Origin of the sequence: Halogranum amylolyticum (assembly GCF_900110465.1) — an archaeon.
GTDB lineage: Archaea > Halobacteriota > Halobacteria > Halobacteriales > Haloferacaceae > Halogranum > Halogranum amylolyticum.
Window position 1 is genome coordinate 23,826 of record NZ_FODV01000012.1, and the last position, 24,269, is coordinate 48,094.

The window sequence follows — 24,269 nt, forward strand, 5'->3', positions numbered from 1 at the left end:
CGACCCTCGTCACTCATCCTCGAACACCTCGAGCCGATACTGTTGGGCCGGGTTCGTGGTGGTGAGCAGGTCCATCAACTCGCTGGACCCGCCGCGTCTGACTTTGTCGCGTTCGCGTTCGATCGTGTCGAGCGCGTCGTGGACGTCGTCACCGAACAGGTTCTCGAGATACGTTCGTGGAATCCGATCGATGTCGAGCGTCTCGCCGTCGTCGGAGTGCTGTGGAGGTGCAAAGGGGGGGATGTAGTAGACGTTCGGTTCGGTCCGGTACTCCGGATGCAGTCGAAGCGCGACCTGCCACTCGTTGACGAGTTTGTGGATCGGCCCTTCCTCGTCGTCGAGAAACCCCACGACGCGCAGTTGCGGCGGGCAGTCTGCCGCACACGAGGGGGGACGAACCTCGCCGTCGGGTCCCTCACCTTCGATACGTGGGTAACAGAAGATGCACTTCTCGGACGTCTTCTTCACCGCGTTGTAGTACACTTTCTTGTAGGGACAGCCCTCGACACAGTAGCGGTAGCCTCGACAGCGGTCCTGGTCGACGAGGACGATCCCGTCCTCCTGTCGTTTGTAGATCGCTTTCCGCGGGCAGGCCTCGACACAGGAGGGATGCGTACAGTGATTGCAGATTCGGGGCAGGTAGAAGTAGTAGGAATTCGGGAACTCGCCTGCGCCCTTGTCCTCGTCCCAGTTCGGCCCCCACTCGGGGTCGTTGTCCACCGGCCGGAGCGGTTCGTCGCTCCCGTTGTACATGACCTGTTCGTGGTTGAACTCCCAGGCGCGACCGTAGTCCTTCTGCGGCGGAATCGTTCCCTCACGCCGATTGCCGTGTGCCGAGTCGTGTGCCTGCTCTCGGGACTCGTACCCGCCACCTGACTCCTCCCAGTTCCGCGGGTACCCCTCGCCGGGTTTGGTCTCGACGTTGTTCCAGTACATGTACTCTCGGCCGCCACCTTGCGTCCAGTTGGTCTTGCAGGCGACCGTACAGGTCTGACAGCCGACGCACTTGTTCAGGTCCATCACCATCGCGACCTGGTGGTCGACGCCGTCGGCGAGGTGGACGTGGTGGTCCGACTGACTCATTCTCCGTCACCTCCGTCGATCTTCTCGACTTCGACGCGAACGTCGCTGTTCACTCCCGTCGGTCCCCAGTAGTTCGGGGAGAACGAGAGGTGTTCACCGCTCTCTTCGGGGTACTGGACGAGCTGAGTGGGTTTCATGTACATGGGCACGAGCGTGTTGAAGTTGTTGCGACTGGCGAACTGGAACTTCTCCCACGCGAAGAACATCCGCGCCGTCCCGGGTTCGCCACTCGGGTAGATCTTCACCTGAAGTTCGACCGACCCGAGGTCGTTGTAGAGGCGGACGGTATCGCCGTCTTCGACGTCGCGAGCAGCAGCGTCATCCGGGTTCAGGTAGACGACGGGCTCGCCACGCTGGAGGCGCAACAGCGTCTCGTTGTCTCGCCACGTCGAGTGGATCGACCACCGACCGTGCGGGGTGTTGTACCGCAGCGGATACTCGTCGGGGTCCTGTTCGTTCGTCGGCTGTTTGTGCGTCGGCAGTTCCTCACCGAGGTCGAGGAACCAGTCGTGGTCGATGTAGTACTGCTGGCGACCGGTGAACGTCGGCCAGGGCTCTTTGTCCTGGACGAACTGCTTCCACGGGGTGTACGCCTCGCCCTCCTCGATGGGCGAGGTCCAGTGATCGCCCGTCGCCAGGAACCGGCGCGGCTGCTCTTCGATCTGATCGAACGTGATCCGGTCGTCGACGTCCTGTGGGTTAGTCTCCTCGGAGTGGTCGAGGATGAACTCACAGGCCGCTCTGTCCGCTTCGAGCGCTCCCTCCTCGCCGGTCAGCCAGTCTCTGACGTAGTCGTCGTAGACCGACTGTAAGTCGATCTCCCGGTCGAACTTCCGGTCCTGCACGGGGGCGAGTCCACGCTCGGTCGCGATCTCCTGGATCTTCTCGGCGAGGAGACGGAAGATCTCCCAGTCCGTCTTCGACTCGCCGAGCGGTTCGACAGCCGGCGTAAACGGGTGGACGTAGCTGTGCATGTCCGTCATCGAGAGGTCGTACTTCTCGTAGTGACTCGCCGTCGGGAGGACGATGTCGCTGTACAGCGCCGTCGAGTCCATACGGAAGTTTATGTCGACCACGAGGTCCAGTTTCGGCCAGAGCGTCTCCTCGACGGCGACGTTCCCCTTCGCCTGGTTGAAGTAGTTCCCTCGCCAGACGAGCATCACCGACGGGTCGGGCCGCGACCCGTTCGGTCGCTCTGCGGGGTACAGCGGCATCCACCCGTTGTCGACCGACTCCCGGATGCGCCGGGCGGTGTCCTCGTCGGTGTTGTCCAGAATCCCCGCGTGGTAGTACGTCCACAGCGTCGTCGCGACGCCGCGGACGTTCCCAGTCGGATACGACAGTTCCGAGAACCCGTGGGACGCCCACATCTTCTCTTGGCCGACGTAGTGGTCGAGTCCGGTCCCCTGTCGGCCGAGATTCCCGGTGAGCGTCACGAGCAACTGGATGGCGCGGTTCGCGAGATCGTTGTGATACCAGTCGTTGACGCCCTTCCCGTGGATGATCTTCGCGCGTTCGGCCTGTGCGAACTCGCGAGCGACACGCTGGTGGGTCTCTTGGCCGACTCCCGACTCTTCGTTGACGTACTCGGGGGTGTACGTCGCGAGCTCGTCGCGGAGGCGCAGCCAGACGGTTCTGACACGGACGTCGCCGTCGCCCGTCGAGACCGTTCGGTCGACCGCCAGCTGCGGGTCGAACTCCAGTTCGATGCTCGCCTCCGAGTCGTACTTCCCGGCGCGGTTCCCGAGCGAACCCGGGGCGGTCCGAAGTGTTCCGTCGGCGTCCTGCATGACGAAGACGTTCTCGTCGCCGCCGTCTCGGATGTCTGCACTCCGGAGGAACTTCCCCGTGTCTTCGCGGACGAGCAGCGGCATGTCGGTCTGCTCTTTGAGGTGCGCCTCGTCGTAGAGTTCCTCGTCGACGATCGTCCGGGCCATCCCGAGGGCGAGCACCGTGTCCGTTCCGGGTGTCGGTCCGATCCACTCGTCACAGTGGATGGCGGTCTGGGAGTAGTCGGTGAAGACGCCGACGCGTTTCGTCCCGTTGTAGCCCGCCTCGAGGAAGTACTTCGCGTCGGGGATGCGCGTGACGTTGATGTTCGACCCCCACGCGACGATGTAGTCGGCGTTGTACCAGTCGGCGCTCTCGGCGTTGTCCGTCTGGTGGCCCCACGTGATGGGCTGGCCGGGCGGGAGGTCCGAGTACCAGTCGTAAAAGGAGTGGCTCACGCCGCCGAGCAAGTTGACAAGTCGCGACCCGGAGGCAAACGAGACGGGGCTCATCGCAGGGATCGGCGTGAACCCGCTGATGGCGTCGTACCGCCCCGCGGTGACCTCCTCGACGAGTTTCTCGGCGATCTCGGTCAACGCCTCGTCCCATGATATCCGTTGCCACTTCCCCTCGCCGCGGGCGCCAGTCCGTCGCAGGGGATACTTGATTCGCTGGTCGGCGTTGACGTAGTCCGAGTAGCACGCCCCCTTCTGACAGCCTCGAGGGTTCGGGTCGGGGACGCTCTCGTCGAAGCGAGGGTAGTCGCCGGCCTGCGACTCGCGCCAGACCTGTCCGTTCCGGACGAACACCTCCCACGAACAGCTCCCCGTGCAGTTGACGCTGTGGGTGCTCCGGGCGGTCGAGTCCCAGTCCCACTCCTCCCGGTAGAGGTCCTCCCAGTCGCGATAGGGGTAGTTACCGATCGGGTCGTCGACGACTTCGAGACCGTCCATCCGAAGGAAGTCGTCTGCGAGTCCCGTCCCCGATGCACCGAGGAGTCCGGCGACGCCGATGCCTTTGAGGAATCCTCGCCGGTCGACTCCTGACAGCAGTGTGTTCGACTCGTCTCGTTCCGTGGCTTCGTGTCGATCAGTCATTGTTCACACTCGATGAAAACCGTGAGTACTGCCAGTGCAACGCCGAGTGCACCGAACGCGATTCCGACCGCCGTCTGTCCGCCTGTCTCGAGACCGATCGCGACGAACGCGACGCCGAGCAGTTTGGTGAGTCGGTCGAGGCGACGGTAGCGAGTCGCCGAGAGCGTCACGCTCATCAGTCGTCACCTCCCCTCTCGTCGGTCGACTGGGGGTTCCGATCCGAGCGAGTTCGTTCGCCCCGTCCGCCGAGGACGAGATACGTGATGCCGCCCGCGAAAAGTGGTCCCAGAATCATCGACACGACGAGACCGGTCGTTATCGCGTCGGTAGTCGTTCCCAGAATCCCGGCGAGAATGTTGTTCATCCCCGCGATCGAGGCTATCATGATGAACACCACCGCCGCGATGCCGACGGCGGTTTGCCAGGGTCGATCGAGGGGACTCGCCGTAAAGTGCGTCGGCTTCTCGGACCGGTCGACGAACGGCCACAGGAACACCGCCGCGAAGACGAGTCCGGGGAGGAAGATCCCTCCGATGAACTCGGTGTTGACGTGAATGTCCACGATCGGGATGGTGAAACTGAGCCACCCCGGGATGACCTTCAGGAAGCCGTAGAGCCACATCAAGAACCAGTCCGGCATGATCAGTCCCGGCGTCCCCGCCGGGTCGTTCGGTCCGTACTCTGCGATGTTGTGGACGGGAAGGAAGCCGGCGAGCAGCGACAGCGTCGCGAGTGTCAGGAAGAACACGACCGCGCTGACCGCCGCCTGGTTGGGGAACGCCGGGAGCCCGACGACCACACTGTCGTCATCCCGTGTGACTCGTCGCTGTCCGCTGACGTCGTCGTCGCGAGCGTGTTCGGTGTGTTTCTGTCGGATCAAGATCACCATGTGGACGCCGATGAGCCCCGCGATGATCGCGGGTAAGACGAACACGTGTAAAAAGTAGAACCGTGGAATCGTCGCACTCGACGGGAACTGTCCTCCGAAGACGAGTTTCGCGATGGCGTCACCGACGACTGGCACCGAGAGTGCGATGTTGTAACCGATGCCGGTCGCGGTGCTGGCGAACTCGTCGAAGGGGAGGGCGTACCCCGTATAGGCGGCGAACATCGACACGACTGCGAGACCGGTCCCGACGAGCCAGTTCGGTTCTCGTGGGTTCCGGTACGCGCCGGTGAAGAAGACGCGGAGCATGTGGAGCGCCATCGACGCGACGAACAGGTGGGCTGCCCAGTGGTGCATCCGCCGCAGGAGCATCCCGAACGGGACGTCGTAGGTGATGTGCAGGACGCTCACGAACGATTCGGGCAACTCGTCGCCCTGATACTGAGCGACGCTCCCCTCGTAAGTGGTGGTACTCGTACTCGGTTCGAAGAAGAACCCCAGGAAGATGCCGGTCGCGACCAACACGAAGAAGCAGAACAGCGCGACCTCTCCGAGCAGGAACGAGTCCTCGGCCGGGAACGCCTTCCCGAGGAAAGTCTGTGCTCGCCTCAGATCGAATCGGGAGTCGAACCACTCGTACGCCCGAGTGAGACGGCTCACGACTCACCTCCCGGTCCAACTGTACCGACGAAGTCACCGGTCGCGACGAGTGTCCCCTCGCTCGAGAGCGTGATCGGGAGCTGTGGCAGTGGCCGGGGTGGCGGCCCACCGACGACGCTCGCGCCGTCTTGGAGATTGAACTTCCCGAAGTGACACGGGCAGACGAAGGTGTCGCCCTCTCGCTCCGAGACCATACAGCCGGCGTGCGTACAGACCTTCGAGAAGGCTGCATACCCGCTGATCGTGTACTCGGCTCGCGTCGATTCGCTGAACGCCTCCTCGGGGTAGCGGACGAGTAACGTCGGAGCCTTCTCGATACCGGGACGAGGTTCCGGGAAAACGGTTATCGCCTCCCCCATCGCGAGGGTGTCCTCGGTGATGCGTGTCCCGGTACTATCGACGAGAGGGACGCCGTTCGAGTAGATCGGGCCCGTATATCTCCGTTCGAAGACGCGCGTGAGGCCGGCGAGGGGGGCAGCGAGACTTCCCAGTGCGGTGAGGCCACCGATCGTCGCAAGGATCTTCGCGTAGTCACGGCGGACGAGCGATGCCCTCGTGTCCGAGTAGATACTCGGCCGCCCGCCGTCGCTCCGACAGTCACAGCACGTGGCGGTCGAGTCGTCGGCCGTCGAGTTTCGCCCGTCGTCGTGAGGTGCGGTGGGCATCGGTCAGTGCCCCCGCTGTTCTGCCACTTCGACGTGTGGCATGAACCACGCGTAGTACGCGATCGTCGACGCGGCCAACGAGAGAAACATTCCCGCCGCGTAGATGCCGAAATACTGGGTTCGAGCGAGAGTCAGATACTCGCCCGTGAACAACGCTGCGAAGACGATCGCGAGGATCGTCAGCCCACCCATCACGACGATTCCCTCGATCGCATCCGAGGAGTCGTGGTACTCGACGACCCACCGTGACTCCGTCTGAAACCACGGGAGACCGACTCGGCCACCGTCGGCGACAGCGGCATCCGCGTCGTCGTCGGGTCTAACGGCCTCGTTCATGAATCGGTGAGCTCCGCTGAGGACGCCGACGAGTCCGAAAAGTGCGACCCAGACGATGACGCCGACCTGACTCGGCGAGAGTTTGTTCGGCGTGTCGACGAACCCTGCCAGCGGTTGCATCTCAGTCACGCTCTGGTCGATTTCGATCTCCTCTGCCGGTGGCTCTCCCTGCAGGCCGATGTACCACATCGGTAGGAGGACAGCCAACAGGACGACGCCGATTGTGACCGTTTCCTTTCTCATATCTCGATGGCTCGCTGGTGTGTTGTGGGGGTTCGAGCACCCCGCGACTCGACGACTGATTGCGGAACACCCTCGACGGTGGCTGAGACCGGGTCGAGGTGGCCGACTGCACGGTTGTGTAACCGCCGATCGACGATACAAAATACTGCCTCGTGTGTTAGTAGTTCACAACCCACAGAACAACGGGTTTTTATAACTCTCAATCGGTCTGTAACGAGATTTTATGCCGATTGTCTGTCTCTTTCAATTATGGCTGAGGGAATACACGCGGAGATCGAACTCGCCTGTAAAGGCGCCTGTTCGATTGCGGCTCTCAGTGAGAACTCGACGATCTCGTCGGTGAAACGGGGGAATCCGAATGGATCGGATCTCGAACCGGTCGAGTTCACCGTCGAATCGGGTGACGACCCTGGAAACATGGAACCGCTCTTCTCGTACGAATCGAAGCGTGTCTATCGAACGCATCGCCACGTGGATCACACCTGCCCGTGCGACCACATCGAACAGTACGACTGTCTGGTGCGCGACGTCTACGCCGAACACGGACAGCTCCGGCTCACGTTCTTCACATACGACACCGAAACTCTCCGACAGATCATAGCGGAGTTGGAAGCCGCGTACGGAACAGTCCACATTAGACGACTCACCCAGTCACAGATGAGCGACGGCGACTCCTCGCTCGTCTTTCTCGATCGGTCGCTGTTCACTCGTCGCCAACTCGAGATTCTGGAGGTCGCCCACGAGATGGGTTACTTCGAGTATCCGAAGGGGGCAAATGCGAAAGAAGTGGCCGCCGAAATCGGCGTGTCGAGGTCGACGTTCGTCGAGCATCTCTCGGCAGCACAGACCAAACTGCTGAACCAACTGCTGGGATAGTGTCAACCGCCTCGGGGTCAAGCCCGAGGCTTGTCAGTGGACTCCCGTTCTACCCACTCACAGTGGGAGGCGAATACTCGCCGTTCACGTTCAACGTCCCTGACTTGAGGGCCAGTTGACTGGTGGCCCATCCACCGCGAGACTTCTGCCCGCGATGGATATACCCGCAGTATCGGACGGCGATGTTCTTCGCCGCGTTGTAATCCGCGTTTACCTCGTACCCACAGTCCTGACACTTGAAGTGCTTGTCGTCCCGATTGTCTTCGTGAGTAAATCCACAGTACGAGCAACGCTGACTCGTGTACGCCGGATTCACGAAGTCCACAAACAACTCTGTGGATTCAACCTTGTACTCCACGAGTTCAACAAACTTGGCGGAGGCCCACTGCTGGAACTTCTAGCCATTAGCGATGTTCTCGTGGATGTGGTCGAGGTTCTCGAAAATGATGCCATCCACATCCGCGTTGTGGGCTTCTTCGATGAGCTCGTTCGCTCGGTTGTGCAACCAGTCCAACGACCAGTCTGAGAAGCGACTGCCGATGGACTGAATCGTGAGGTGTGCGGAACGAGTGCCCGTCTGTTGCAGGCGTCCACGTCGGCGTTCGTACTCGTCGCGTTTGTGGGTGAGGGAGTCGGTGCGGTGGCAGTCGCTGGCTGCCTCAGCACGACGAACACTGGTCAGATTTCGGTCGACTCCGTCGCCACACCCGGATCGCTCACAGGGGCGCTTCCCGTCGACGTCGACCGCATCGCGGCCGACCCCACGGCCATCCCCGGACCGATCATGCGGACGACCCCGGAGACGGTGGTCGTCGAACTCGAAACTCGTGAACTGGTTGCCGAAGTCGAACCCGGCGTGACGTTCACGTACATGACGTTCGACAACCAGATCCCGGGGCCGTTCATCCGCACGCGGGTCGGAGACACGGTCGACCTCACCGTCACGAACCACCCGGACAACTCGATGCCGCACAACATCGACCTCCACTCGGTCCGTGGTCCCGGCGGCGGGGCCGAAGACACGATGGTGATGCCGGGAGAGACGAAACGCATCACGTTCAAGGTGACCTATCCGGGACTATTCGTCTACCACTGCGCCGTCCCGAACCTCGATTACCACATCTCGGCGGGGATGTTCGGCGCGATCCTCGTCGAACCCGAGGAGGGGCTGCCGCCGGTCGACCACGAGTTCTACCTCGGCCAGCACGAACTCTACACGACGGGGGAGACTGGCGAGCAGGGACACCACGAGTTCGACTTCGAGGCGATGGCACGTGAAGACGCGACGTACGTCCTCATCAACGGGGAGAAGTACGCCATCGGACCGCAGGGGTACAACGACATGCAGATGACGGTCGGCGAAACCGCCCGCGTCTACTTCGCTGTCGGTGGGCCGAACCTGCTCAGCAGTTTCCACCCCATCGGATCGGTCTGGGACGAGGTCTACCCCCAAGGGGCCATCGGCTCGGACCCACACCGATTCGTCCAGACGACGCCCGTCCTGCCGGGCAGTGCGGTCATCGCGATCCTCTCGGCACCCGTCCCGGGACCGATCAAGCTCGTCGACCACGCACTCAGCCGCGTCGCACGGAAGGGCTGTCTGGCTGCCATCGACGTGCAAGGCGAAGAAGACCCCGAGATCTACGATCCCGAGCCCGCCCAGGGGTGAGCACGCCTGCGCCGGGCGCTCGCCGACTCCTCTCGGATCGAGAGTTCGACCCAACTGTGCGTCCACTCTTTCTTCCGAATATGATAGTTCGATACTTCAGACAGTCTTCGTCGGCTTCGAAGCAGTGAATGACCACGGGTCAGGTGACCCGTGGCAATCTGCTCGATATCTATATCGTCCGTGGCAGTGACTATCTGACATGGCATCAGTACCAGACCTCGGTATCGAGATTCCGGAGATCACACAGGTCGCGTTCGTCGTTGAGGACATCGAAGACGGGATGGACCGCTTCGGCGCGCTCCTCGGCGTCGAACCGTGGGACGTCTACGAGTTCGAACCACCGACGCTCCACGACACGACGTTCCGCGGCGAGGACCGCGACTACAGCATGACGCTGGCGCTCACCACCCTCGGCGGGACGATGCTCGAACTCATCGAACCAAAGGAGGGCGAGAGCATCTATACCGAACATCTAGATGAACACGGCGAAGGGCTCCACCACATCGCTTGCTTCGCGTTCGAGGACACGGAGTCGGTGGTCGAGACGTTCGAGGACAACGGCTTCCCCGTCCTCCAGAGCGGCGTCTACGGGGAGGTGCCGTACTGGTACTTCGACACCGCAGACGAGTTGAACGGCGTCATCTTCGAGACGGCGACGAACCTCGACGCCATGACCGAACCAGACAGACAGTACCCGTAGGTACGGTGCTCGACGCGGGTTTTTGTTCTTCGAGAAACACAGTCGGAGTTCCGCCCGAGCCTGAGTTATGGAAGTTTCAAGGCTAAAACCCCGCCCTTCAGGGCGGGGATACAGCCGACAATTCCTACACAATCTACCGTCGATAGCAAGGCCGGATATTCCACGCCAATCGACATCATTAACAGAACGGCGTTCATAACCAGTTATGAAGCCAGAAAATGAGTCGAACCATCCGAACCTTCGAGGCCACAATACCGAACCAGCAACAGGTTCGTGACGACCTCGACCAACTTGGATGGGCCGCCTCAAAACTCTGGAACGTCGGTCGCTACTACGCACAAGAACAGTGGGACGAAACGGGCGAGATTCCCGATGACGGGGAACTCAAAGCCGAACTCAAAGGCCACGAACGCTACACGGACTTGCATTCTCAATCCAGTCAGCGCGTTCTCGAAGAACTCGCTGAAGCGTTCAACGGCTGGTTCGGCAAGCGTCGGAACGGAGACGACCGTGCCCGACCGCCCGGCTACCGCAAAAACGGAGACTCCCACCCGCGTTCAACCGTGTCGTTCAAAGCGGCTGGCTTCAAGCACGATGCACAGTTCACCCGTGTTCGCCTCTCAAAAGGCCGCAACCTGAAAGAACACCGTTCGGACTTCATCCTGTGTGAGTACCAGACTCGCCCTGGTGTTGACCTAACCGAGTGGGACATTCAACAGGTTCGCGCCGTCTACAAACGCGACGAGTGGCGACTCCAATTCGTCTGTCGAACCACCATCGACCCGGAACCGCCGGGTGACGGAGTGGCGGGTGTTGACCTCGGGATTTGCAACTTCGCCGCCGTCTCGTTCGGCGGTGAATCCGTGTTGTATCCCGGTGGCGCACTCAAAGAAGACGAATACTACTTCTCCAAGAAGAAAGCCAAGTGCGACGATTCCTCATCCCGAGAAGCCACCCGACTTGACCGCAAGCGAACGGGCCGTCGGACGCACTTCTTGCACGCACTCTCAAAAGCAACCGTAAAGGAGTGCGTTGAACGAGGTGTTGGTACGCTTGTCGTGGGCGACCTCGGTGGGATTCGAGAGGACGACGAGAACGGTGAATCTCGGAATTGGGGCGACCACGGTAATCTCGACTTGCACGGGTGGGCGTTCGACCGCTTCACGACGCTTCTCGACTACAAGGCGGAAGCAGAAGGCATCGACGTGGAGTTGGTGTCCGAACGCGATACGTCGAAGTCGTGTTCGGCGTGCGGCCACACGGACGACACTCAGCGAGTTGAACGTGGCCTGTACGTGTGCGAGAAGTGCGATACGGTTGCGAACGCGGACGTGAACGGTGCGGAGAACATTCGACAAAAGGTACTCCCGAGTCTCGCCACGGATGGCGGCGATAGGGATAACGGCTGGTTGGCACAGCCAGCGGTTCACCTGTTCGACCGTAGTGAGGGCGTTTTCGCCCCACGAGAACAGTTGTGAACCGCGAACCGTAATATCCCAACGCGGTCGGGAATCCTCGCCCTTTAGGGCGGGGAGGATGTCAACGGGTCTGAAACACTGCAGCGAGCAGAAAGAGATACAGCGCCGCACCGACCAGCGTCGACAGTTCGCCGAGCGTCGTCGCCGCCGGAACCCCGCCGACGAGTCCGACGGTCTGTCCGAAGAGACCGCCCGCGAGTGCGCCGATCGAGACGAAGGCGGTGCGGTTCGACGCGCCCGGGAGCGTTCCGATCGCCGGTGGGTAGAACTGGTAGGCGATGCCGACGATCGAGAGGCCGAGGAAGCCGAGCAGGTTCAATCGGAGATGCGCGAGCACGGCCGACGAAGCGCTGTGGCCGATCGCGAACCCCACTCCGAGAGCGGCGGCGACGACGCCGCAGAGTGCGCCCGCGAGCACCCCGTAAAACCCCACGCGTCGGCGGTCAGAACGGACGAACAACAGTCCGTACCCCAGGGCGAAGCCGACGACTGCGACGGTCTCGAGCAGTGCACCGAGGTAGAACCACGGCGCGTTCCAGAGGTGGACGGCGAGCAGACTCGGTCCGACTGCGCCGGTCGCGAGGACGAGCACGACGAGTCGACGCGGCGGATGTGCGACCAAGAACCGCGGGAGGAGTCGAAAGCCCAGTGCGAAAATCAACAGTCCGGCAGTCCCGGCGGCGATGAGATGCGTCACGCGAGGAAAGTAGCCGTCGAGAAGGGGTGGGAGCGACGTCGCGATCGCGAGCGTCTCGTAGCTGCCGACGGCCAGATAGAGTAAGGCGACGGGGACGAACCCGTTGGCCGTCCGGTCAACCGGTCGTCGGTCGACGTTCGTCTCTCCCGTCGCAGTCTCGCGTCCCGTGAGATTCGTCCGGAGGGTCCAGAAGAGCGTACCGAGAAAGACGATGACGCCGAGCGACCACAGGAGCGCACCCACCGGTTCGAGCCACGACGGCCCGAACTGCAACGACGCACCGACGAGGCTGCCAGTGCCGAGAACGACGAGCGGAAACTGGACGGCGGGCGCACGCGGGAAGGCGACCGTGCGGGCGAAGTAGCTCGGAACGAGCGAGTAGGCTTTCCCGAACACCATGTGCAGGACGAACCCGAAGAGCGCCAGAAACATCTCCGTCAGACGGGGGACGCCGACGAGGGCGGCGAGTTGCCACGAGAGGAGCGACAGCGCGCTGACGAGGACGTAGCGTCGTGCCCACCGTGAGACGGTCGCTGGAGCCATGTTGAGCCAAGCGTATATCTCTCTGCCGACACATTAACTCTCCGTCCGTCCTCCCGACAGCGGGGGTGCTGTCGGACAGTGGACGCGGCGAGAATTGGGGGAAGTCACCCTCGTTTCCGCGGGCGACGAGTTCGGCGGTGGCGACGTTCACCGGCAGTCGAGCAGCACGACGCTTTCGGCGGCCTGAATCCACCGTTCCGGGTTCTCACGGTCGTAGATGAGAACCGCCTCCTGTAGTTCGAGGCAGCTGTGCGACGTCGGGACGGACGGTTCGACTTCGGTGTCGGACGTGCCGGGGTGGTGAGCAGTGGTCATCTGTCTTCTCTCCACTTAGGTGGACGACAGACACGACGGTAACTGGTCCATCTAGACAGCCAACCTCCGAGTTCGAGAGCCGAGTCTAGACTCTGAGCATAGTGTCTCGTCTCTCCGGCGGACGACCCGTCTGACATGAGGCCTCGTCAGAAGAAACGTACAGTGAAGTCGGTCATCCACGAACTGTATCATGTAGTATGGTGACAATGAACACACGCTCGGAACGGTGGACTACTAGCCTCTCCGTGTGTCTCGTCGTCCTCACGGTGACGGCGATACCGGGGAGCGTCGCCGCCGAAGCCACACTCGGTAGCACCCCTCCCGGCACAGAGGCGGCGGCCCAGTCAGACGGACGTGCACCCGCAGTCGAGATGGCGGTCGCCGAGCGAGCACAGCGCCGAGAGCCGGCAGGATCGACAGTCGGCGACCGGCAGGAACGCTCCCTCCAGGAGGAGACCTCACCGGCGATCGCCGTCCGGCCGGATGTCGTGCAGTTCCCGAACGAGACGGATGAGCAGTTCGCGGAGACGGTGACCGTCACGAACGAGGGCGACGCGCCACTGGCAGTCGAGTCGGCGCTACTCGTCGACGCTACCGACGACGAGTTCGCGTACGACGGCCCGTCCTCCTTCACGATCGACCCGAACGAGAGTCGCACCCTCACGGTGTCGTTCACACCGTCCACTGCGAGGTCGCAGTTCGCGTCGCTCCGTCTCTTAAGCAACGACTCGAACGCTCCACAGGTTGACGTCTGGCTCACGAACACGCAGACGGTCGCCGACATCTCTCCGTCGATGGTGTTGGAAGACCGCACGATCGTGAACGCGACGGTGCAAGATGCCACAGTGAACGCTTCCCAGACAGTCAACCTCTCGTGGCCGTTGACCCGTGACGACGCGGTCGCAGTCGACGCGCTCTCGCTCGTTCCGAGACGCTCGGGCGACTTCGATCTCAGCGTCGCCAAGAGTTCCGACCGACTCGCCGAGTCGCCGGCGTTTGACCTGACCGACGGTACCGAGTCGTCCGCGTTCGTCCGCATCAACCACACCATCGACAACGAGAACGTCAGTGACGTCGACGTCGCGTTCCGCGTCCGGAAGGAACTGTTAGCTGGCAACGAGACTGGGCCGGAGGACGTCGCACTGTACCGCTATCAGAACGGGTCGTGGGTCGAGCTCCCGACGCAGTTCGTCGGGGAGGGCGGGACGCACTACTTCTTCCGAGCCTCCTCGCCGGGGCTGTCGGATTTCGTCACCGGCATCAAACAGGCGAAGTTCCGCATCGACGAGGCGGTCGTCAGCGTGACGACCGTCCGGACCGGCGAGGGAGTCGACACGGTGGTCCGAGTGACCAACGTCGGGAGTGCCGACGGAACGTACGACGTGGAACTCATCCTCCAAGGGGCCGTCGTCGACCGCCGCGAACTGTCGATCGCGCCGGGCGGGACGCGGCAGGCGATCTTCGAGCGGTCGTTCGACGCCCCCGGGAGCTACGACCTGTACGTCAACGACCGGTTCGTCGCGAACGTCGCCGTCGTCCGCTCCGAAACGACGGGCAGAGACGGGCCAGAGGGAGCAAGCGACCTGGACGAGACGGTAACGGCGGCACCGGGGTTCGGTGTCGTCGCTCTCGTCACTTCGCTGCTCGTCCTGACTGTGGGGCTGACGTTCGGCCGACGGCGCTAGCTGCTCGACGACTCGCCGCTGTCTTCCTCTGCTCTCTCGGATCGACCGTCGTCGACCGGGAGAGCGTCGTCGCTCCCCTCTCGCTCACTCGATGGAGCGTCCGACGCCGCCGGAGACGTTCCGGGGAGGTCGATGGTGACGACCGCCCCGCGAGGCTCCGCGTCGGCGAACTCGATCTCACCGCCGGAGTTGTCGACGACCCAGTACGTCAGCCAGAGTCCCAGTCCACTCGCGTGTTCGAGCTCCGTCTCGCGCCCCTGACGGAGTGCGGTCAGTTCCCGTTCGGGGATGCCGGGACCGTTGTCCACGACGACGAGTCGAACCTGCTCTCGACCGCCGTCGTGCACCCCGATCGCCCGCTCCTCGGTCGCCGTCGCTGGATCGCTCGTCTCGGGTTCTTCGGGATCGGCGGGGTCGGTGACCGACACCTCGACCCGAGGGGTGGCGTCGTCGTTGTGTTCGCAGGCGTTCTCACAGACGTTCTCGACGGCGCGCCGGAGCGACGGACTCGCCAGTACCCACGACGAATTCGGAAGCGACGTGACGAGCGTGACGTCAGGGTACTCCTCACGGAGGTCCGCGACCGTCGTCTCGACGAGTTCGGTGAGGTCGACCGGTCGTCGCCGTCGGCCGGTGTCGATCGCCTCCTCGATCTGTCGTGCCTTCTCGCTGAGTCGGGTGAGATCGCGGCTGGCGCCGAGAACTACCTCCATGGCATCGGCGACTCGGTCGTCGGTCGTGAAGTCGGCGGCGATGTCCGCGTAGTTCATCACGACGCTCATCTCGTTTCTGAGGTTGTGTCGCAACACCCGGTGGAGCACCTCGAGACGCTGTCTGTGTTCGCGTACCGCCGCTTCGCGTGCTTTCAGCGTCGTCGCCAGTCCGTCGAACCCGTCACCGATCTGTTCCCACTCCGACCCCCCGCGCAACGAGACGGAGTAGTCGTAATCACCCCGGCCGAGCGCCTCGAACCCTCCGAGCAACCGCTCGGTCTGACGGAGGCTGACGGCGTACTGCCAGTAGCCGAACCCGACCATCAGCGCGAGGACGATGCCGAGTTCGACGCCCTGAAAGAGGGCCAACGTCTGCAGCCGTTCGTCTAGCGCCGAGCGATCTCGTGCGACGGTGACCGTCCAGCCAGTGGTCTCGACGGACGCCGTCGACCGAACCGACGACTCGAACGTGCGGTCGCTCGCGTAGAGCGTCCGTTCGTCGTCGGCGATGCGCACCGTCTTGGAACTGGTTTCCAGCGGTGGTACCGTGTCGAACGCCGTCTGTGTGTCGAGAAACGACGCCGCCACGAGCGCTCCCTCGACCTCCCCGTCCTGAAAGATCGGCGCGCTGATCAGGAGGACGTGTTCGCTGGACCCGTTGACCGACCGAACGTCGGCTACGTACGTCTCTCCGTATAGTGCACGTCGGACGTACGTTCGATCACTTCGGTCAGAGCCGAGGACGGACCGCCGGTTCGACTCCTCGATGTCGCCTCGGAACGCGACGACCGTCCCGTTCGCCGCGACGATCTGTGCCGCGTAGAATCGAGAGTTGGCGAGGAAGGCGTCGAGAAACTGCTCGCTCTGATCGAACTGCGCGGCACGTGGGCGCGATGCCACGAGACCGACGTAGTCTCGTTGGTCTCGAACTCTCGAGTCGATCTGACCGGCGGCGAGCGTGGCCGTCTCGTCGACGCTGTCGTTGACCTCGCTCACGGCGTCGCGTTTGTACTGCTCCAGTGCGACGTACACCGACCCGGCCAACACGAGTGTGACGACGACGAGGACGACGGCGAACTTCGTACGGAGCCTCGCCATTGGTGTATGTTACCTATAGGCAGGCAAATAGCCCGTGGTCAATCCACTGTTTTCGACAGTCTGTCGGTCGAACCGGACGGATTCGCCCCGATCGGCGACACGAACATATTTCGTCGGCAGTCGCCAACGTAGATGTTAACTATTATCATGAGCCATGAACCGGACGCCACGGTGCTCGTCGTCGACGACGAACGGGAGGTGGCCGACGCGTACGCACTTCGTCTTCGCGGCCGCTACGACGTACAGACGGCGTACGGCGGGGAGGAGGCGCTGGAGGTCGTCGACGACAGCGTCGACGTCGTGCTGCTCGACCGACGGATGCCGTTCTCGGGTGACAAGGTTCTCGCGAACATCCGAGAGCGGGGATACGACTGTCGCGTCATCATGGTCACCGCAGTCGATCCCGACTTCGGCATCGTCGACATGCCGTTCGACGACTATCTCTGTAAGCCGATCGAGAAGTCAGACCTGTTCTCGGCGATCGAACAGCAGCTGGAGGCGGCGTCGTTCGACGACCCACTCACCGAGTTCTTCAGCCTGACCGCCAAACTGGCCGTCCTGTCAGACGAACGGACCCCCGAACAGTTGGAGGCGTCGAGCGAGTACGTCCGGATGCAACGGCGCGCGGACGAGCTACGCGCCGAGCTGGACGTCCCGTCCGAGAAGTTCGAGGAGATGATCGAATCGTTCACCGCGATCGACCGGGGGAGCGGATGAGACTCGACGACTCCGTTCGGAACCTCTGTCGGTCGCTACCCCCGATCTAGATAGTGAGGGTTGTATCAAGAAGTACCGACCTCAGTATCGAGAACCGTGCTATTCCTGGGATAGCGGCATCTGACTAAACGGAGTTTCGAGAGAAACCCCAGGTGAGAACGCTATGAAACGTACCCTACGAACGATCCTGACGTTGGTGTTCGCCGCGGCGCTCGTCGGCGCGACGGTAACCGGCAGCGCGGCCGCCACCCCGGACGACAGCTCGAACGCTCATCCGGACGTGTGCGACGCGACGAACGCCGACATCGACCAGCGTAGCATCGCAGACATCTTCCAGAACGGGAAGGACAACGACGCCGATATCGACCAGCGCAGCCTGGCCCAGATCTTCCAGAGAGGCGACTGTAACGACGCCGACGTCGACCAGCGCAGCGAAGCTGGTGTCTTCCAAGATGGCAAGGACAACGACGCCGACGTCGACCAGCGCAGCGAAGCTGGTGTCTTCCAAGATGGCAAGGACAACGACGCAGACGTCGACCAGCGCAGTGAGGCCGACGTCCGTCAAGATGGCAAAGACAACGACGCAGACGTCGATCAGCGCAGCGAGGCCGACGTCCGTCAGAACGGTAAGGACAACGACGCCGATGTCGATCAGCGCAGTGAGGCTGACGTCCGTCAAGATGGCAAGGACAACGACGCCGACGTCGACCAGCGCAGCGAGGCCGACGTCCGTCAAGATGGCAAAGACAACGACGCCGACGTCGATCAGCGCAGTGACGCGACGGTCGTGCAGGACGGCAAAGACAGCGACGCCGACGTCGACCAGCGCAGCAAGGCCACAGTTGTGCAGGACGGCGATGACAACGATGCCGACGTCGACCAGCGAAGTACCGCCGTCGTCGTCCAGGGCTGAACGGACAGACGACCATTTCGCGATAGGAGAGACGGGAGTCTGAGGCGTGACGAGGTCACGAGTGGACCGCGGTGGACCCCGACGCGGGCGGCCGCTCACTCCGCTTTCGCCTCGACGACGTCGACCCCGCTGAACGCGAACCGGGCCCCTCCGCTCTCCGTCGCTCCGACCGAGAGACGCCACTCGTGTGCGTCTGCGATCTGTGCGACGATCGCTAGCCCGAGACCGGTGTTCCCCTCGGCAGTCGAGTACCCCGGGTCGAGAACGGAGTCTCTGTCTGCCGGTGGGACACCGGGTCCGTCGTCGCCGACAAAGAACCCTTCTTCCGTCGCCCCGACTGTGACCGTCACGTCGGGACCGGCGTGTTCGACCGCATTTCGGAAGAGGTTCTCGAAGAGTTGCCGGAGGTGATCGACGTCGGCCACGACGGTCGGCAGTCCTTCCCGCACGTCGAGCGTGGCGTCGGCCGTGTCGACGGTCGACCACGCCGCGCGAGCGACGTCTGCGAGCGAGACTCTCTCTGTCGAGGTCGCCCTCCCCCCGACGGCGAGGACGTCCCGGACGATCTGTTGGATGCGGTCCAGTGCGTCTTCGACCTTCTCGAAGTGCTCCGTCTCCCCGGTTTCGTGAGCGGCCTCGAGCCGGATCTTCGCCACTTCGAGCGGGTTTCTGAGGTCGTGAGCCGCGACGCTCGCGAGCCGTTCGGCTCGTTCGGCCCGCGACTCGGCCGCTCTCGCCCGCCGATCCGCACTCGTCTCCTCGGTGAAGACGAGATAACCCGTCTCCTCTCGCTCCGAGTGGGAGACGTGTCGAAGCGAGAACCGTCGTGGCTTGTCGTCCGCGTCCCGTCCCGTCTCGACGGTAATTCGTCGATGCTGGCGACGGTCACCGTCACCTCGATGCTCGGGGAGGTACTCCGAGAGCGCGTCGTCGACGACGTCGGCCTGCTGGACACCGAAGACGTTCTCGAACGCAGTGTTGACCGCACTGACGACAGCGTTCCCGTCTTCGATTCGATAGGAGACGAGCGGGTCGGGAAACGATCGAAAGAGCGGAGACGTGTCGGGGGCGATCATCTGTCCGTCCCCGACTGCCGCGTGTCTGCCGTTCGGCGTCGGTCGGTACCCGCATCTTCGTCGAAGAACGCGTCGAGTAGTTTGCTGAGGCCGGCACGGAGGTGATGGGCGAGCGTCGGGGACGAGATGTCGAGCGCACCGGCTACCTGTTCGGCGGTGCTATCCCGGGGCGACTGAAAGTACCCCGCGTGGTAGGCGGTCCGGAGCACCGTCCGCTGGCGGTCGGTGAGATCGCGGGAGAGCGCACTCTGGAACTCCAGAGCGGTCTCGACGGGCCGTTCGAGCTCGCGTTTCGAGAGCAACTCGGCTCCGGGGAACGCCTCTCCGACGGCTTCGACGATCTCTCGGACGTCCTCACTCGGGGCGACCTCTGCGACGATTCGACCGACTCCCTCCGTGAACTCCGCTCGCCGGATCGTCGCACCACGTTCGACGAGCACGAGCAGCGGCGAGCCGTGGGCGACCGTCACTTCGACGAGACCGCCCTCGGTATCACCCTCGTCATCCGAGACGTCGTGAATCAGTCGCCCACCAGTTACCTCGGGTCGCTCCGTGGTGAGTGTGAGGAATCTCTCGGGGTCGGCGCCTTCGACGCGGAGGTAGAACAACAGCGATTCGGCGTTTCTCGGGACGATTCCTTCGACGCCGAGAGTACACTCGAGCGTTGCCGACGTGTCGGCGAAGAGGGTCTCCGAATCCGAGACGCGGAACGTCAGTTCCACGACCGTATCCGAGAGCAGAAGGCTACGTTGCCGGGCGGCGTTGATCGCGAACCCGGTGACGACGCCGAGCGTCTCGAAGCTCTGTCGTTCCCGTTCGCTGAAGGCGTCGGTGCGTGTCGCGTACACTCCGAGCACGCCGTACGTGGTGTTACCGTAGCGAAGCGGGACCGCGATACTCGACTGAAGTCCTCGGGCGAACGCCGCCCGTCGCACTCGCTCCGGCACCGCTTCGTCTTCGACCAGTTGACGGACGACGTGAATCTCGTCCGTTCGCAACGCCTCGTGTTCGGGGAGGCACGTCTCGTCGTCTTCGACGCCCGCCTCGAGGAACTCGAGGACCTCGTCGTACTCACCGGCGCCGACGCGATGGCTCAGTCGGTCGCTCCCCATCTCGCGCTCACCGATCCAGGTGAACTCGTAGAGATCGGTCGCCGCCAATCGCTCACACACCGTCCGTTCGATCTGTTCTCGAGTCGTCGCGCCCACGAGGTCGTCGACGATCTCCTGGACGAGTCCGTCGATGCGAGTGAGTCTGGCCAGTTCCGCGTCCCGCTCGTCGCGTTGGCGTTCGAGCCCCTTCCTGTCGCTGACGTCTGTGAAGACGACAGCCATCCCGTCCTCGGTGGCGACCGTCCGCACGTCGAGCCACCGCTCCAGTTCGGGGAAGTACTCCTCGAACGAGAGGTCTGCAGGCAGCGCGTCGTCGCCGGCGAATCGGCCGTGGAACGTCGACTCGATCGACCGCGGAAAGACGGCTCTGACGTCTGCTCCGTCGAGCGCTTCCCTCTCGGTGCCCAGAAGGCTGCGGGCGACGGCGTTGGCCGTCGTTATCTGCCAGTCGTCGTCGACGACGAGGAGGCCGTCGGCGACGTGGTCGAGCACCGCTTCCATAGTAGTACTCGCACCAGAAACATTGTTAACCTTTGTCTCGGTACTCCGTGTCGTGGGTGACGTTCGACTCGTTCACTCCGGTGTTCAGTATCTAGAGTCATCACTACGAGTTCGGGCTCGGTACTGAGCTACCGAATCCATCGCATCACCCATCCAAGGAGGAACCGTGATGTTCGACAAGAACCAAATCGGTGACCACATCGCGCTGACACTGCTCGTGACCGGGGTCGTACTCGCGAGCGTCGGGGTCGGAACGCTCGGCGTCGCGACCACGTCGCAAGCGACTTCCGCCACGACGACGGTAGACGCATCCGACCAGCGTGTGACTGTAGCAGCTACCCCGAGCCCGAACGCCCCGCTGTCGGCGACGACACTCGCGTTCCCGATCGACAACGTGACCCTCGGCCACAGCACCTCCGGATTCGCGCTTACCACGAGCACGCCCGGACAAGATATGGACCCGTACGCGCTCGGTCAGGATATGGACCCGTATTGAGCGACAAAGACCTTGCGGCGGTTCTCCACCGTCGTGAGCCAGCCACTAGTTCTTACTGCGGTCGGTGTGTTCCCCCGAGCATGACACCGACGGAACTCCGCGCGGACATGCCTGCTCTCGAGGACGTCACCTATCTTAACACGGGCGCGAGCGGTCCGAGTCCACGCCACGTCGTCGAGGCGGCAGAGTCGTTCCTCGAATACCACGAGTTCGAATCGCCGGCGGGTGAGGGGATGTACCCCGCTGCGTTCGACACGTACGACGACGTGCGGGCGACCGTCGCCGACTTCCTCGGTGCCGACACGGAGGAGATCGCACTCACCCAGAGCACGAGCGACGGCATCAACCGCATCGCCGGTGCGCTCGAGTGGGAGGCGGGCGACGTCGTCGTCCGCACCGACTTCGAACATCCCGCCGGCATTCTCCCGTGGCAACGACTCGAACGGACACACGACGTCGAGGTTCGCGTCGTCGAGAGCTCGGGCGGGCGACTCGACCTCGACGCCTACCGCGAGGCGGTCGAGGACGCGAAACTCGTCTGTTTCAGCTCGCTCACCTGGAACTACGGGACGCGCATGCCCGTCGAAAAACTGGTCGACATCGCTCACGAGGCGGGGGCGTACGTCCTCGTCGACGCGGTGCAGAGCGTCGGACAGACGCCGGTCGACGTCCACGAGTGGGGGGCGGACGCCGTCGCCGCCGCTGGCCACAAGTGGCTCCTCGGCACCTGGGGTGCGGGCTATCTATACGTCGACGCTTCGTTCGCCGAAGAGCTCCACCCGCGTGCGCTCGGCTATCGCGGCGTCGTCACGCCGACCGACGAGGAGTACGAACTGAAATCGGGCGCAGCACGACTGGAGATCGGGACGACGAACCCCGCTCCCTACGTCGCGCTACAGCAGGCGATCGAGACGATGGGCGACGTCGGACTCGACACCGTCGAGTCTCGGATTCACGGGCTCGCGTCGTCGCTGAGCGACGCCGTCCCCGACGACCACCTCCTGAGTCCGACGACGCCCGAGTCCGGACTGGTCACTATCGACGTCGCCGACCCCGAGGGAACCGTCGAACGACTGAAAGAGCAGGAGATCGTGATCCGACCGCTACCCGAACCGGACGCGGTCAGAGTCTCCGTCCACGCATTCAACACCGAAGACGACGTCCAGTCGGTACTCGAGGCGCTCAACGGGGAATACTGACTCCCGTCCATTCCCTTCGGTTGTGTCCCGTAAGTTGTAATTATCAAAGAATAACAAGTCATTTACTTGTAGTATGAGTCGTTCCCCTTCTCGTATGTCCACGTCGACAGTTCGAGGGACGGTCGTCGGGATGGGTCAGCGCGCGAACCCGGCGTTCGCAGTCGCCGTTGTGTTTCTCCCGCTAGCCGCGCTCGGGTACGCCGTCACGGTCGCATCGGTCGAACACCACACGTACGTTCACGTGATGGCGGGCATCTTGTGGACGGGGATCGACCTCTTCATGGGGACGGTGCTCGGGCCGGTCGTCGGTGGACTCGACGACGAGCAGAGCGCCGCAGTGTTCGGCCGACTGACACCGAAGACGACGTTCCTGCTGCCGTCGCTGGCTGCCGTCACCATCGGGAGCGGTCTCACGCTGGCGCAGCGACTCGGCTGGTTCACGAACGCCGAGCCCTGGCTCGCGCTCTTCACCGCGGCGAACCTGATTCCGGCACTCCTGCTGATCGGCTGGCGACTCGACGCGTGGCGCGACTGGCGGTGGCAGGTGCCGTTCGCACTCGCGGTGGTCGGATCGCTCGCGTGGGTCGGCCTCACGGTCGCCGCGCTCGAACCGGTCGACCCGGCGATCGCGGTCGCACTCGGCATCGTGACGCTCCTGTCCGTCCAGGGGTTCGGCTTCCTGCTCCCCGGCGAGATCCGGATGTACAGAGAGATGCGGTCGGTGACTCCCGACAGTTCCGTCATCGCGTCGATCGGGACCCAGAACGCTATGCTCGGCGGCGTCCAGGGGCTGTTCCAGCTGCTTCTTGTCCTCGATATGGTGTATCTGCGCTACGGTGGGTTCCCCCTCTGAATCACCCCTCCCAGTGGGCGCCGATCGTCGATTGGCGAGCAAACTCTCCGAAAACCGATAATGTCTGATTACTCCAGATCTCGCCGGACCTGAACGGTGTGTCCGGCAGTTGAACATAGCCGAACTGACTGTTCGTTTTATTAGCTTTCGTCCAGATGACACAATTCAGACTGATGAGCACGAAAGCCAGGCCTCCAGCAGACGAGACATCGAAGGTTCCCCGAGAGCGGTCGCTGAGCAGAGACGAGCTCTTTCACCTCCTACAGAGCGGTCGCCGCCGTGCCGTCGTTCGGTATCTGTGCGACCACAGAGACGAATCGACGTTCGAGATGCGGGATATCGCGGTCCAGGTGGCCGCCTGGGAGAACGACAAGCCAGTCGACCGATTGGAGTCCGACGAACGCCAGCGCGTGTACATCGCGCTCTACCAGTCGCACCTGCCAAAGCTCGACGAGGCGGGCGTCATCGAGTACAACCAGAGTCGGGGGTGGGTCGAGTCGATGCCGCTTCTCGACCGTGTCGAGCAGTATCTCGTGGTCGACGAACAGCCCAGCGAGTCGGACAACGAGACCGACGAGGAGTCGATCTCGATGCGGTACTACGGCGGTGCGACTGCGCTGAGCGTGGGGCTCCTCGTCGCCTCCAGTCTCGGTCTCGCACCCGCGCTCGCCGGGGGGTGGCTCGCCACGCTCATCACCGGACTGTTCGCCACGATCACGCTCGTGCTGTCGTCCCGAAAGTGGAACCCGAGCTGACGGTTCCGCAACCCCGATCCGCGACCGAATCGCTTCGGACGGCCGCTCCTCGGTCTCCCCGCCGGACGGAGAAGAACGTCAGACCCCTTGGAGACGTCTTCGTTCTCAGTCCCGTCGCGTTTCGAGTGCTCGA

Annotated in this window: 22 protein-coding genes and 1 pseudogene; 11 read left to right on the top strand and 12 right to left on the bottom strand. The window is 63.1% G+C overall.

Annotation, left to right across the window (positions count from 1 at the left end):
• Positions 1-9: 9 nt before the first annotated feature.
• Genes narH through BSG17_RS17480 form a run of 6 tightly spaced genes read right to left on the bottom strand, consistent with a single transcriptional unit; the run spans position 10 to position 6,740 of the window.
• Complete coding sequence (gene narH, locus BSG17_RS17455) at positions 10-1,083, bottom strand: nitrate reductase subunit beta (protein ID WP_089826388.1); 1,074 nt, start codon at positions 1,081-1,083, stop codon at positions 10-12.
• Positions 1,080-3,950 carry a nitrate reductase subunit alpha gene (locus BSG17_RS17460; protein ID WP_089826390.1) on the bottom strand — a complete coding sequence of 957 codons (2,871 nt, stop codon included), beginning with the start codon at positions 3,948-3,950 and terminating at the stop codon, positions 1,080-1,082. The genes narH and BSG17_RS17460 overlap by 4 nt, the downstream gene beginning before the upstream one ends.
• Positions 3,947-4,126 carry a DUF8120 family protein gene (locus BSG17_RS17465; RefSeq protein WP_089826392.1) on the bottom strand — a complete coding sequence of 60 codons (180 nt, stop codon included), beginning with the start codon at positions 4,124-4,126 and terminating at the stop codon, positions 3,947-3,949. The genes BSG17_RS17460 and BSG17_RS17465 overlap by 4 nt, the downstream gene beginning before the upstream one ends.
• Positions 4,126-5,496: a cytochrome b gene (locus BSG17_RS17470; RefSeq protein WP_089826394.1), complete on the bottom strand. Its 1,371-nt coding sequence runs from the start codon at positions 5,494-5,496 to the stop codon at positions 4,126-4,128. Before BSG17_RS17470 ends, BSG17_RS17465 begins: the two co-directional genes overlap by 1 nt.
• Complete coding sequence (locus BSG17_RS17475) at positions 5,493-6,161, bottom strand: Rieske 2Fe-2S domain-containing protein (RefSeq protein WP_089826396.1); 669 nt, start codon at positions 6,159-6,161, stop codon at positions 5,493-5,495. The genes BSG17_RS17470 and BSG17_RS17475 overlap by 4 nt, the downstream gene beginning before the upstream one ends.
• A gap of 3 nt (positions 6,162-6,164) precedes the next feature.
• Entirely contained in the window at positions 6,165-6,740 is a 576-nt protein-coding gene (locus BSG17_RS17480; protein ID WP_089826398.1) for a hypothetical protein, read from the bottom strand.
• A 249-nt stretch (positions 6,741-6,989) separates the two neighbouring features.
• Between BSG17_RS17480 and BSG17_RS17485 the strand changes: the two genes are divergently transcribed.
• Positions 6,990-7,616: a helix-turn-helix domain-containing protein gene (locus BSG17_RS17485; RefSeq protein WP_170864848.1), complete on the top strand. Its 627-nt coding sequence runs from the start codon at positions 6,990-6,992 to the stop codon at positions 7,614-7,616.
• A gap of 49 nt (positions 7,617-7,665) precedes the next feature.
• On the opposite strand, the pseudogene BSG17_RS28645 reads toward BSG17_RS17485, so the two are convergent.
• Positions 7,666-8,313 (bottom strand): annotated as a pseudogene (locus tag BSG17_RS28645) (RNA-guided endonuclease InsQ/TnpB family protein); the annotation flags it as partial.
• On the opposite strand from BSG17_RS28645, the gene nirK reads away from it, so the two are divergent.
• From nirK to BSG17_RS17505, 3 genes are all read left to right on the top strand, one after another.
• On the top strand, positions 8,197-9,285 hold the full coding sequence (nirK, locus tag BSG17_RS17495) for a copper-containing nitrite reductase (protein ID WP_170864849.1): 1,089 nt from the start codon (positions 8,197-8,199) through the stop codon (positions 9,283-9,285). The pseudogene BSG17_RS28645 and the gene nirK overlap by 117 nt on opposite strands.
• 199 nt (positions 9,286-9,484) lie before the next feature.
• On the top strand, positions 9,485-9,985 hold the full coding sequence (locus BSG17_RS17500) for a VOC family protein (RefSeq protein ID WP_089826402.1): 501 nt from the start codon (positions 9,485-9,487) through the stop codon (positions 9,983-9,985).
• Between the two features lie 218 nt (positions 9,986-10,203).
• Entirely contained in the window at positions 10,204-11,463 is a 1,260-nt protein-coding gene (locus tag BSG17_RS17505) for an RNA-guided endonuclease InsQ/TnpB family protein (RefSeq protein WP_089826404.1), read from the top strand.
• A 61-nt stretch (positions 11,464-11,524) separates the two neighbouring features.
• Here the strand turns inward: BSG17_RS17505 and BSG17_RS17510 are convergent, their stop codons facing one another.
• Positions 11,525-12,703, bottom strand: a complete 1,179-nt coding sequence (locus tag BSG17_RS17510) for a hypothetical protein (protein ID WP_089826406.1) — start codon at positions 12,701-12,703, stop codon at positions 11,525-11,527.
• A 147-nt stretch (positions 12,704-12,850) separates the two neighbouring features.
• On the bottom strand, positions 12,851-13,018 hold the full coding sequence (locus BSG17_RS27130) for a DUF7331 family protein (RefSeq protein ID WP_170864850.1): 168 nt from the start codon (positions 13,016-13,018) through the stop codon (positions 12,851-12,853).
• A gap of 206 nt (positions 13,019-13,224) precedes the next feature.
• Between BSG17_RS27130 and BSG17_RS17515 the strand changes: the two genes are divergently transcribed.
• Positions 13,225-14,703: a PGF-pre-PGF domain-containing protein gene (locus BSG17_RS17515; protein WP_170864851.1), complete on the top strand. Its 1,479-nt coding sequence runs from the start codon at positions 13,225-13,227 to the stop codon at positions 14,701-14,703.
• On the opposite strand, the gene BSG17_RS17520 is transcribed toward BSG17_RS17515, so the two are convergent.
• Positions 14,700-16,514 (bottom strand): sensor histidine kinase, encoded by a 1,815-nt coding sequence (locus BSG17_RS17520; protein WP_089826410.1) that lies wholly within the window; start codon positions 16,512-16,514, stop codon positions 14,700-14,702. The two genes, BSG17_RS17515 and BSG17_RS17520, sit on opposite strands and share 4 nt — an antisense overlap.
• Before the next feature lie 147 nt (positions 16,515-16,661).
• Here BSG17_RS17520 and BSG17_RS17525 point away from each other — a divergent pair, with 147 nt between their 5' ends.
• Positions 16,662-17,231, top strand: a complete 570-nt coding sequence (locus BSG17_RS17525) for a response regulator (RefSeq protein WP_089826412.1) — start codon at positions 16,662-16,664, stop codon at positions 17,229-17,231.
• 163 nt (positions 17,232-17,394) lie between these two features.
• A complete protein-coding gene (locus BSG17_RS17530) occupies positions 17,395-18,144 on the top strand; it encodes a curlin (protein ID WP_089826414.1) in 750 nt (249 codons plus the stop codon).
• 95 nt (positions 18,145-18,239) lie between these two features.
• On the opposite strand, the gene BSG17_RS17535 is transcribed toward BSG17_RS17530, so the two are convergent.
• Together BSG17_RS17535 and BSG17_RS17540 are read right to left on the bottom strand one after the other, a co-directional pair.
• Complete coding sequence (locus BSG17_RS17535; protein ID WP_089826416.1) at positions 18,240-19,220, bottom strand: sensor histidine kinase; 981 nt, start codon at positions 19,218-19,220, stop codon at positions 18,240-18,242.
• Positions 19,217-20,833, bottom strand: coding sequence for a bacterio-opsin activator domain-containing protein (locus tag BSG17_RS17540; protein ID WP_089826418.1), 1,617 nt, complete (start codon positions 20,831-20,833; stop codon positions 19,217-19,219). Before BSG17_RS17540 ends, BSG17_RS17535 begins: the two co-directional genes overlap by 4 nt.
• 169 nt (positions 20,834-21,002) lie before the next feature.
• On the opposite strand from BSG17_RS17540, the gene BSG17_RS17545 reads away from it, so the two are divergent.
• The 4 genes from BSG17_RS17545 to BSG17_RS17560 all read left to right on the top strand — a co-directional run bounded on the left by BSG17_RS17545 (position 21,003) and on the right by BSG17_RS17560 (position 24,136).
• Positions 21,003-21,329 (top strand): hypothetical protein, encoded by a 327-nt coding sequence (locus BSG17_RS17545; protein ID WP_089826420.1) that lies wholly within the window; start codon positions 21,003-21,005, stop codon positions 21,327-21,329.
• An 80-nt stretch (positions 21,330-21,409) separates the two neighbouring features.
• Entirely contained in the window at positions 21,410-22,528 is a 1,119-nt protein-coding gene (locus BSG17_RS17550) for an aminotransferase class V-fold PLP-dependent enzyme (protein WP_089826422.1), read from the top strand.
• A 130-nt stretch (positions 22,529-22,658) separates the two neighbouring features.
• Positions 22,659-23,381 carry a hypothetical protein gene (locus tag BSG17_RS17555; RefSeq protein ID WP_089826545.1) on the top strand — a complete coding sequence of 241 codons (723 nt, stop codon included), beginning with the start codon at positions 22,659-22,661 and terminating at the stop codon, positions 23,379-23,381.
• 173 nt (positions 23,382-23,554) lie between these two features.
• The gene (locus tag BSG17_RS17560) at positions 23,555-24,136 is read left to right on the top strand and encodes a DUF7344 domain-containing protein (RefSeq protein ID WP_089826424.1); all 582 of its coding nucleotides are present in this window, start codon (positions 23,555-23,557) and stop codon (positions 24,134-24,136) included.
• The last annotated feature ends 133 nt before the right edge of the window (positions 24,137-24,269 follow it).

Bases quoted from the DNA above. Each gene is read 5' to 3' on its own strand.
- BSG17_RS17545 (WP_089826420.1), top strand. From the start codon at position 21,003: ATGTTCGACAAGAACCAAATCGGTGACCACATCGCGCTGACACTGCTC.
- BSG17_RS17555 (WP_089826545.1), top strand. From the start codon at position 22,659: ATGGGTCAGCGCGCGAACCCGGCGTTCGCAGTCGCCGTTGTGTTTCTC.
- BSG17_RS17475 (WP_089826396.1), bottom strand. From the start codon at position 6,161: ATGCCCACCGCACCTCACGACGACGGGCGAAACTCGACGGCCGACGAC.
- BSG17_RS17520 (WP_089826410.1), bottom strand. From the start codon at position 16,514: ATGGCGAGGCTCCGTACGAAGTTCGCCGTCGTCCTCGTCGTCGTCACA.
- BSG17_RS17525 (WP_089826412.1), top strand. From the start codon at position 16,662: ATGAGCCATGAACCGGACGCCACGGTGCTCGTCGTCGACGACGAACGG.
- BSG17_RS17540 (WP_089826418.1), bottom strand. From the start codon at position 20,833: ATGGAAGCGGTGCTCGACCACGTCGCCGACGGCCTCCTCGTCGTCGAC.
- BSG17_RS17465 (WP_089826392.1), bottom strand. From the start codon at position 4,126: ATGAGCGTGACGCTCTCGGCGACTCGCTACCGTCGCCTCGACCGACTC.
- BSG17_RS17505 (WP_089826404.1), top strand. From the start codon at position 10,204: ATGAGTCGAACCATCCGAACCTTCGAGGCCACAATACCGAACCAGCAA.
- BSG17_RS17460 (WP_089826390.1), bottom strand. From the start codon at position 3,950: ATGACTGATCGACACGAAGCCACGGAACGAGACGAGTCGAACACACTG.
- BSG17_RS17485 (WP_170864848.1), top strand. From the start codon at position 6,990: ATGGCTGAGGGAATACACGCGGAGATCGAACTCGCCTGTAAAGGCGCC.
- BSG17_RS17535 (WP_089826416.1), bottom strand. From the start codon at position 19,220: ATGATCGCCCCCGACACGTCTCCGCTCTTTCGATCGTTTCCCGACCCG.
- BSG17_RS17500 (WP_089826402.1), top strand. From the start codon at position 9,485: ATGGCATCAGTACCAGACCTCGGTATCGAGATTCCGGAGATCACACAG.
- BSG17_RS17510 (WP_089826406.1), bottom strand. From the start codon at position 12,703: ATGGCTCCAGCGACCGTCTCACGGTGGGCACGACGCTACGTCCTCGTC.
- BSG17_RS17550 (WP_089826422.1), top strand. From the start codon at position 21,410: ATGACACCGACGGAACTCCGCGCGGACATGCCTGCTCTCGAGGACGTC.
- BSG17_RS17480 (WP_089826398.1), bottom strand. From the start codon at position 6,740: ATGAGAAAGGAAACGGTCACAATCGGCGTCGTCCTGTTGGCTGTCCTC.
- BSG17_RS27130 (WP_170864850.1), bottom strand. From the start codon at position 13,018: ATGACCACTGCTCACCACCCCGGCACGTCCGACACCGAAGTCGAACCG.
- BSG17_RS17515 (WP_170864851.1), top strand. From the start codon at position 13,225: ATGAACACACGCTCGGAACGGTGGACTACTAGCCTCTCCGTGTGTCTC.
- BSG17_RS17530 (WP_089826414.1), top strand. From the start codon at position 17,395: ATGAAACGTACCCTACGAACGATCCTGACGTTGGTGTTCGCCGCGGCG.
- narH (WP_089826388.1), bottom strand. From the start codon at position 1,083: ATGAGTCAGTCGGACCACCACGTCCACCTCGCCGACGGCGTCGACCAC.
- BSG17_RS17560 (WP_089826424.1), top strand. From the start codon at position 23,555: ATGAGCACGAAAGCCAGGCCTCCAGCAGACGAGACATCGAAGGTTCCC.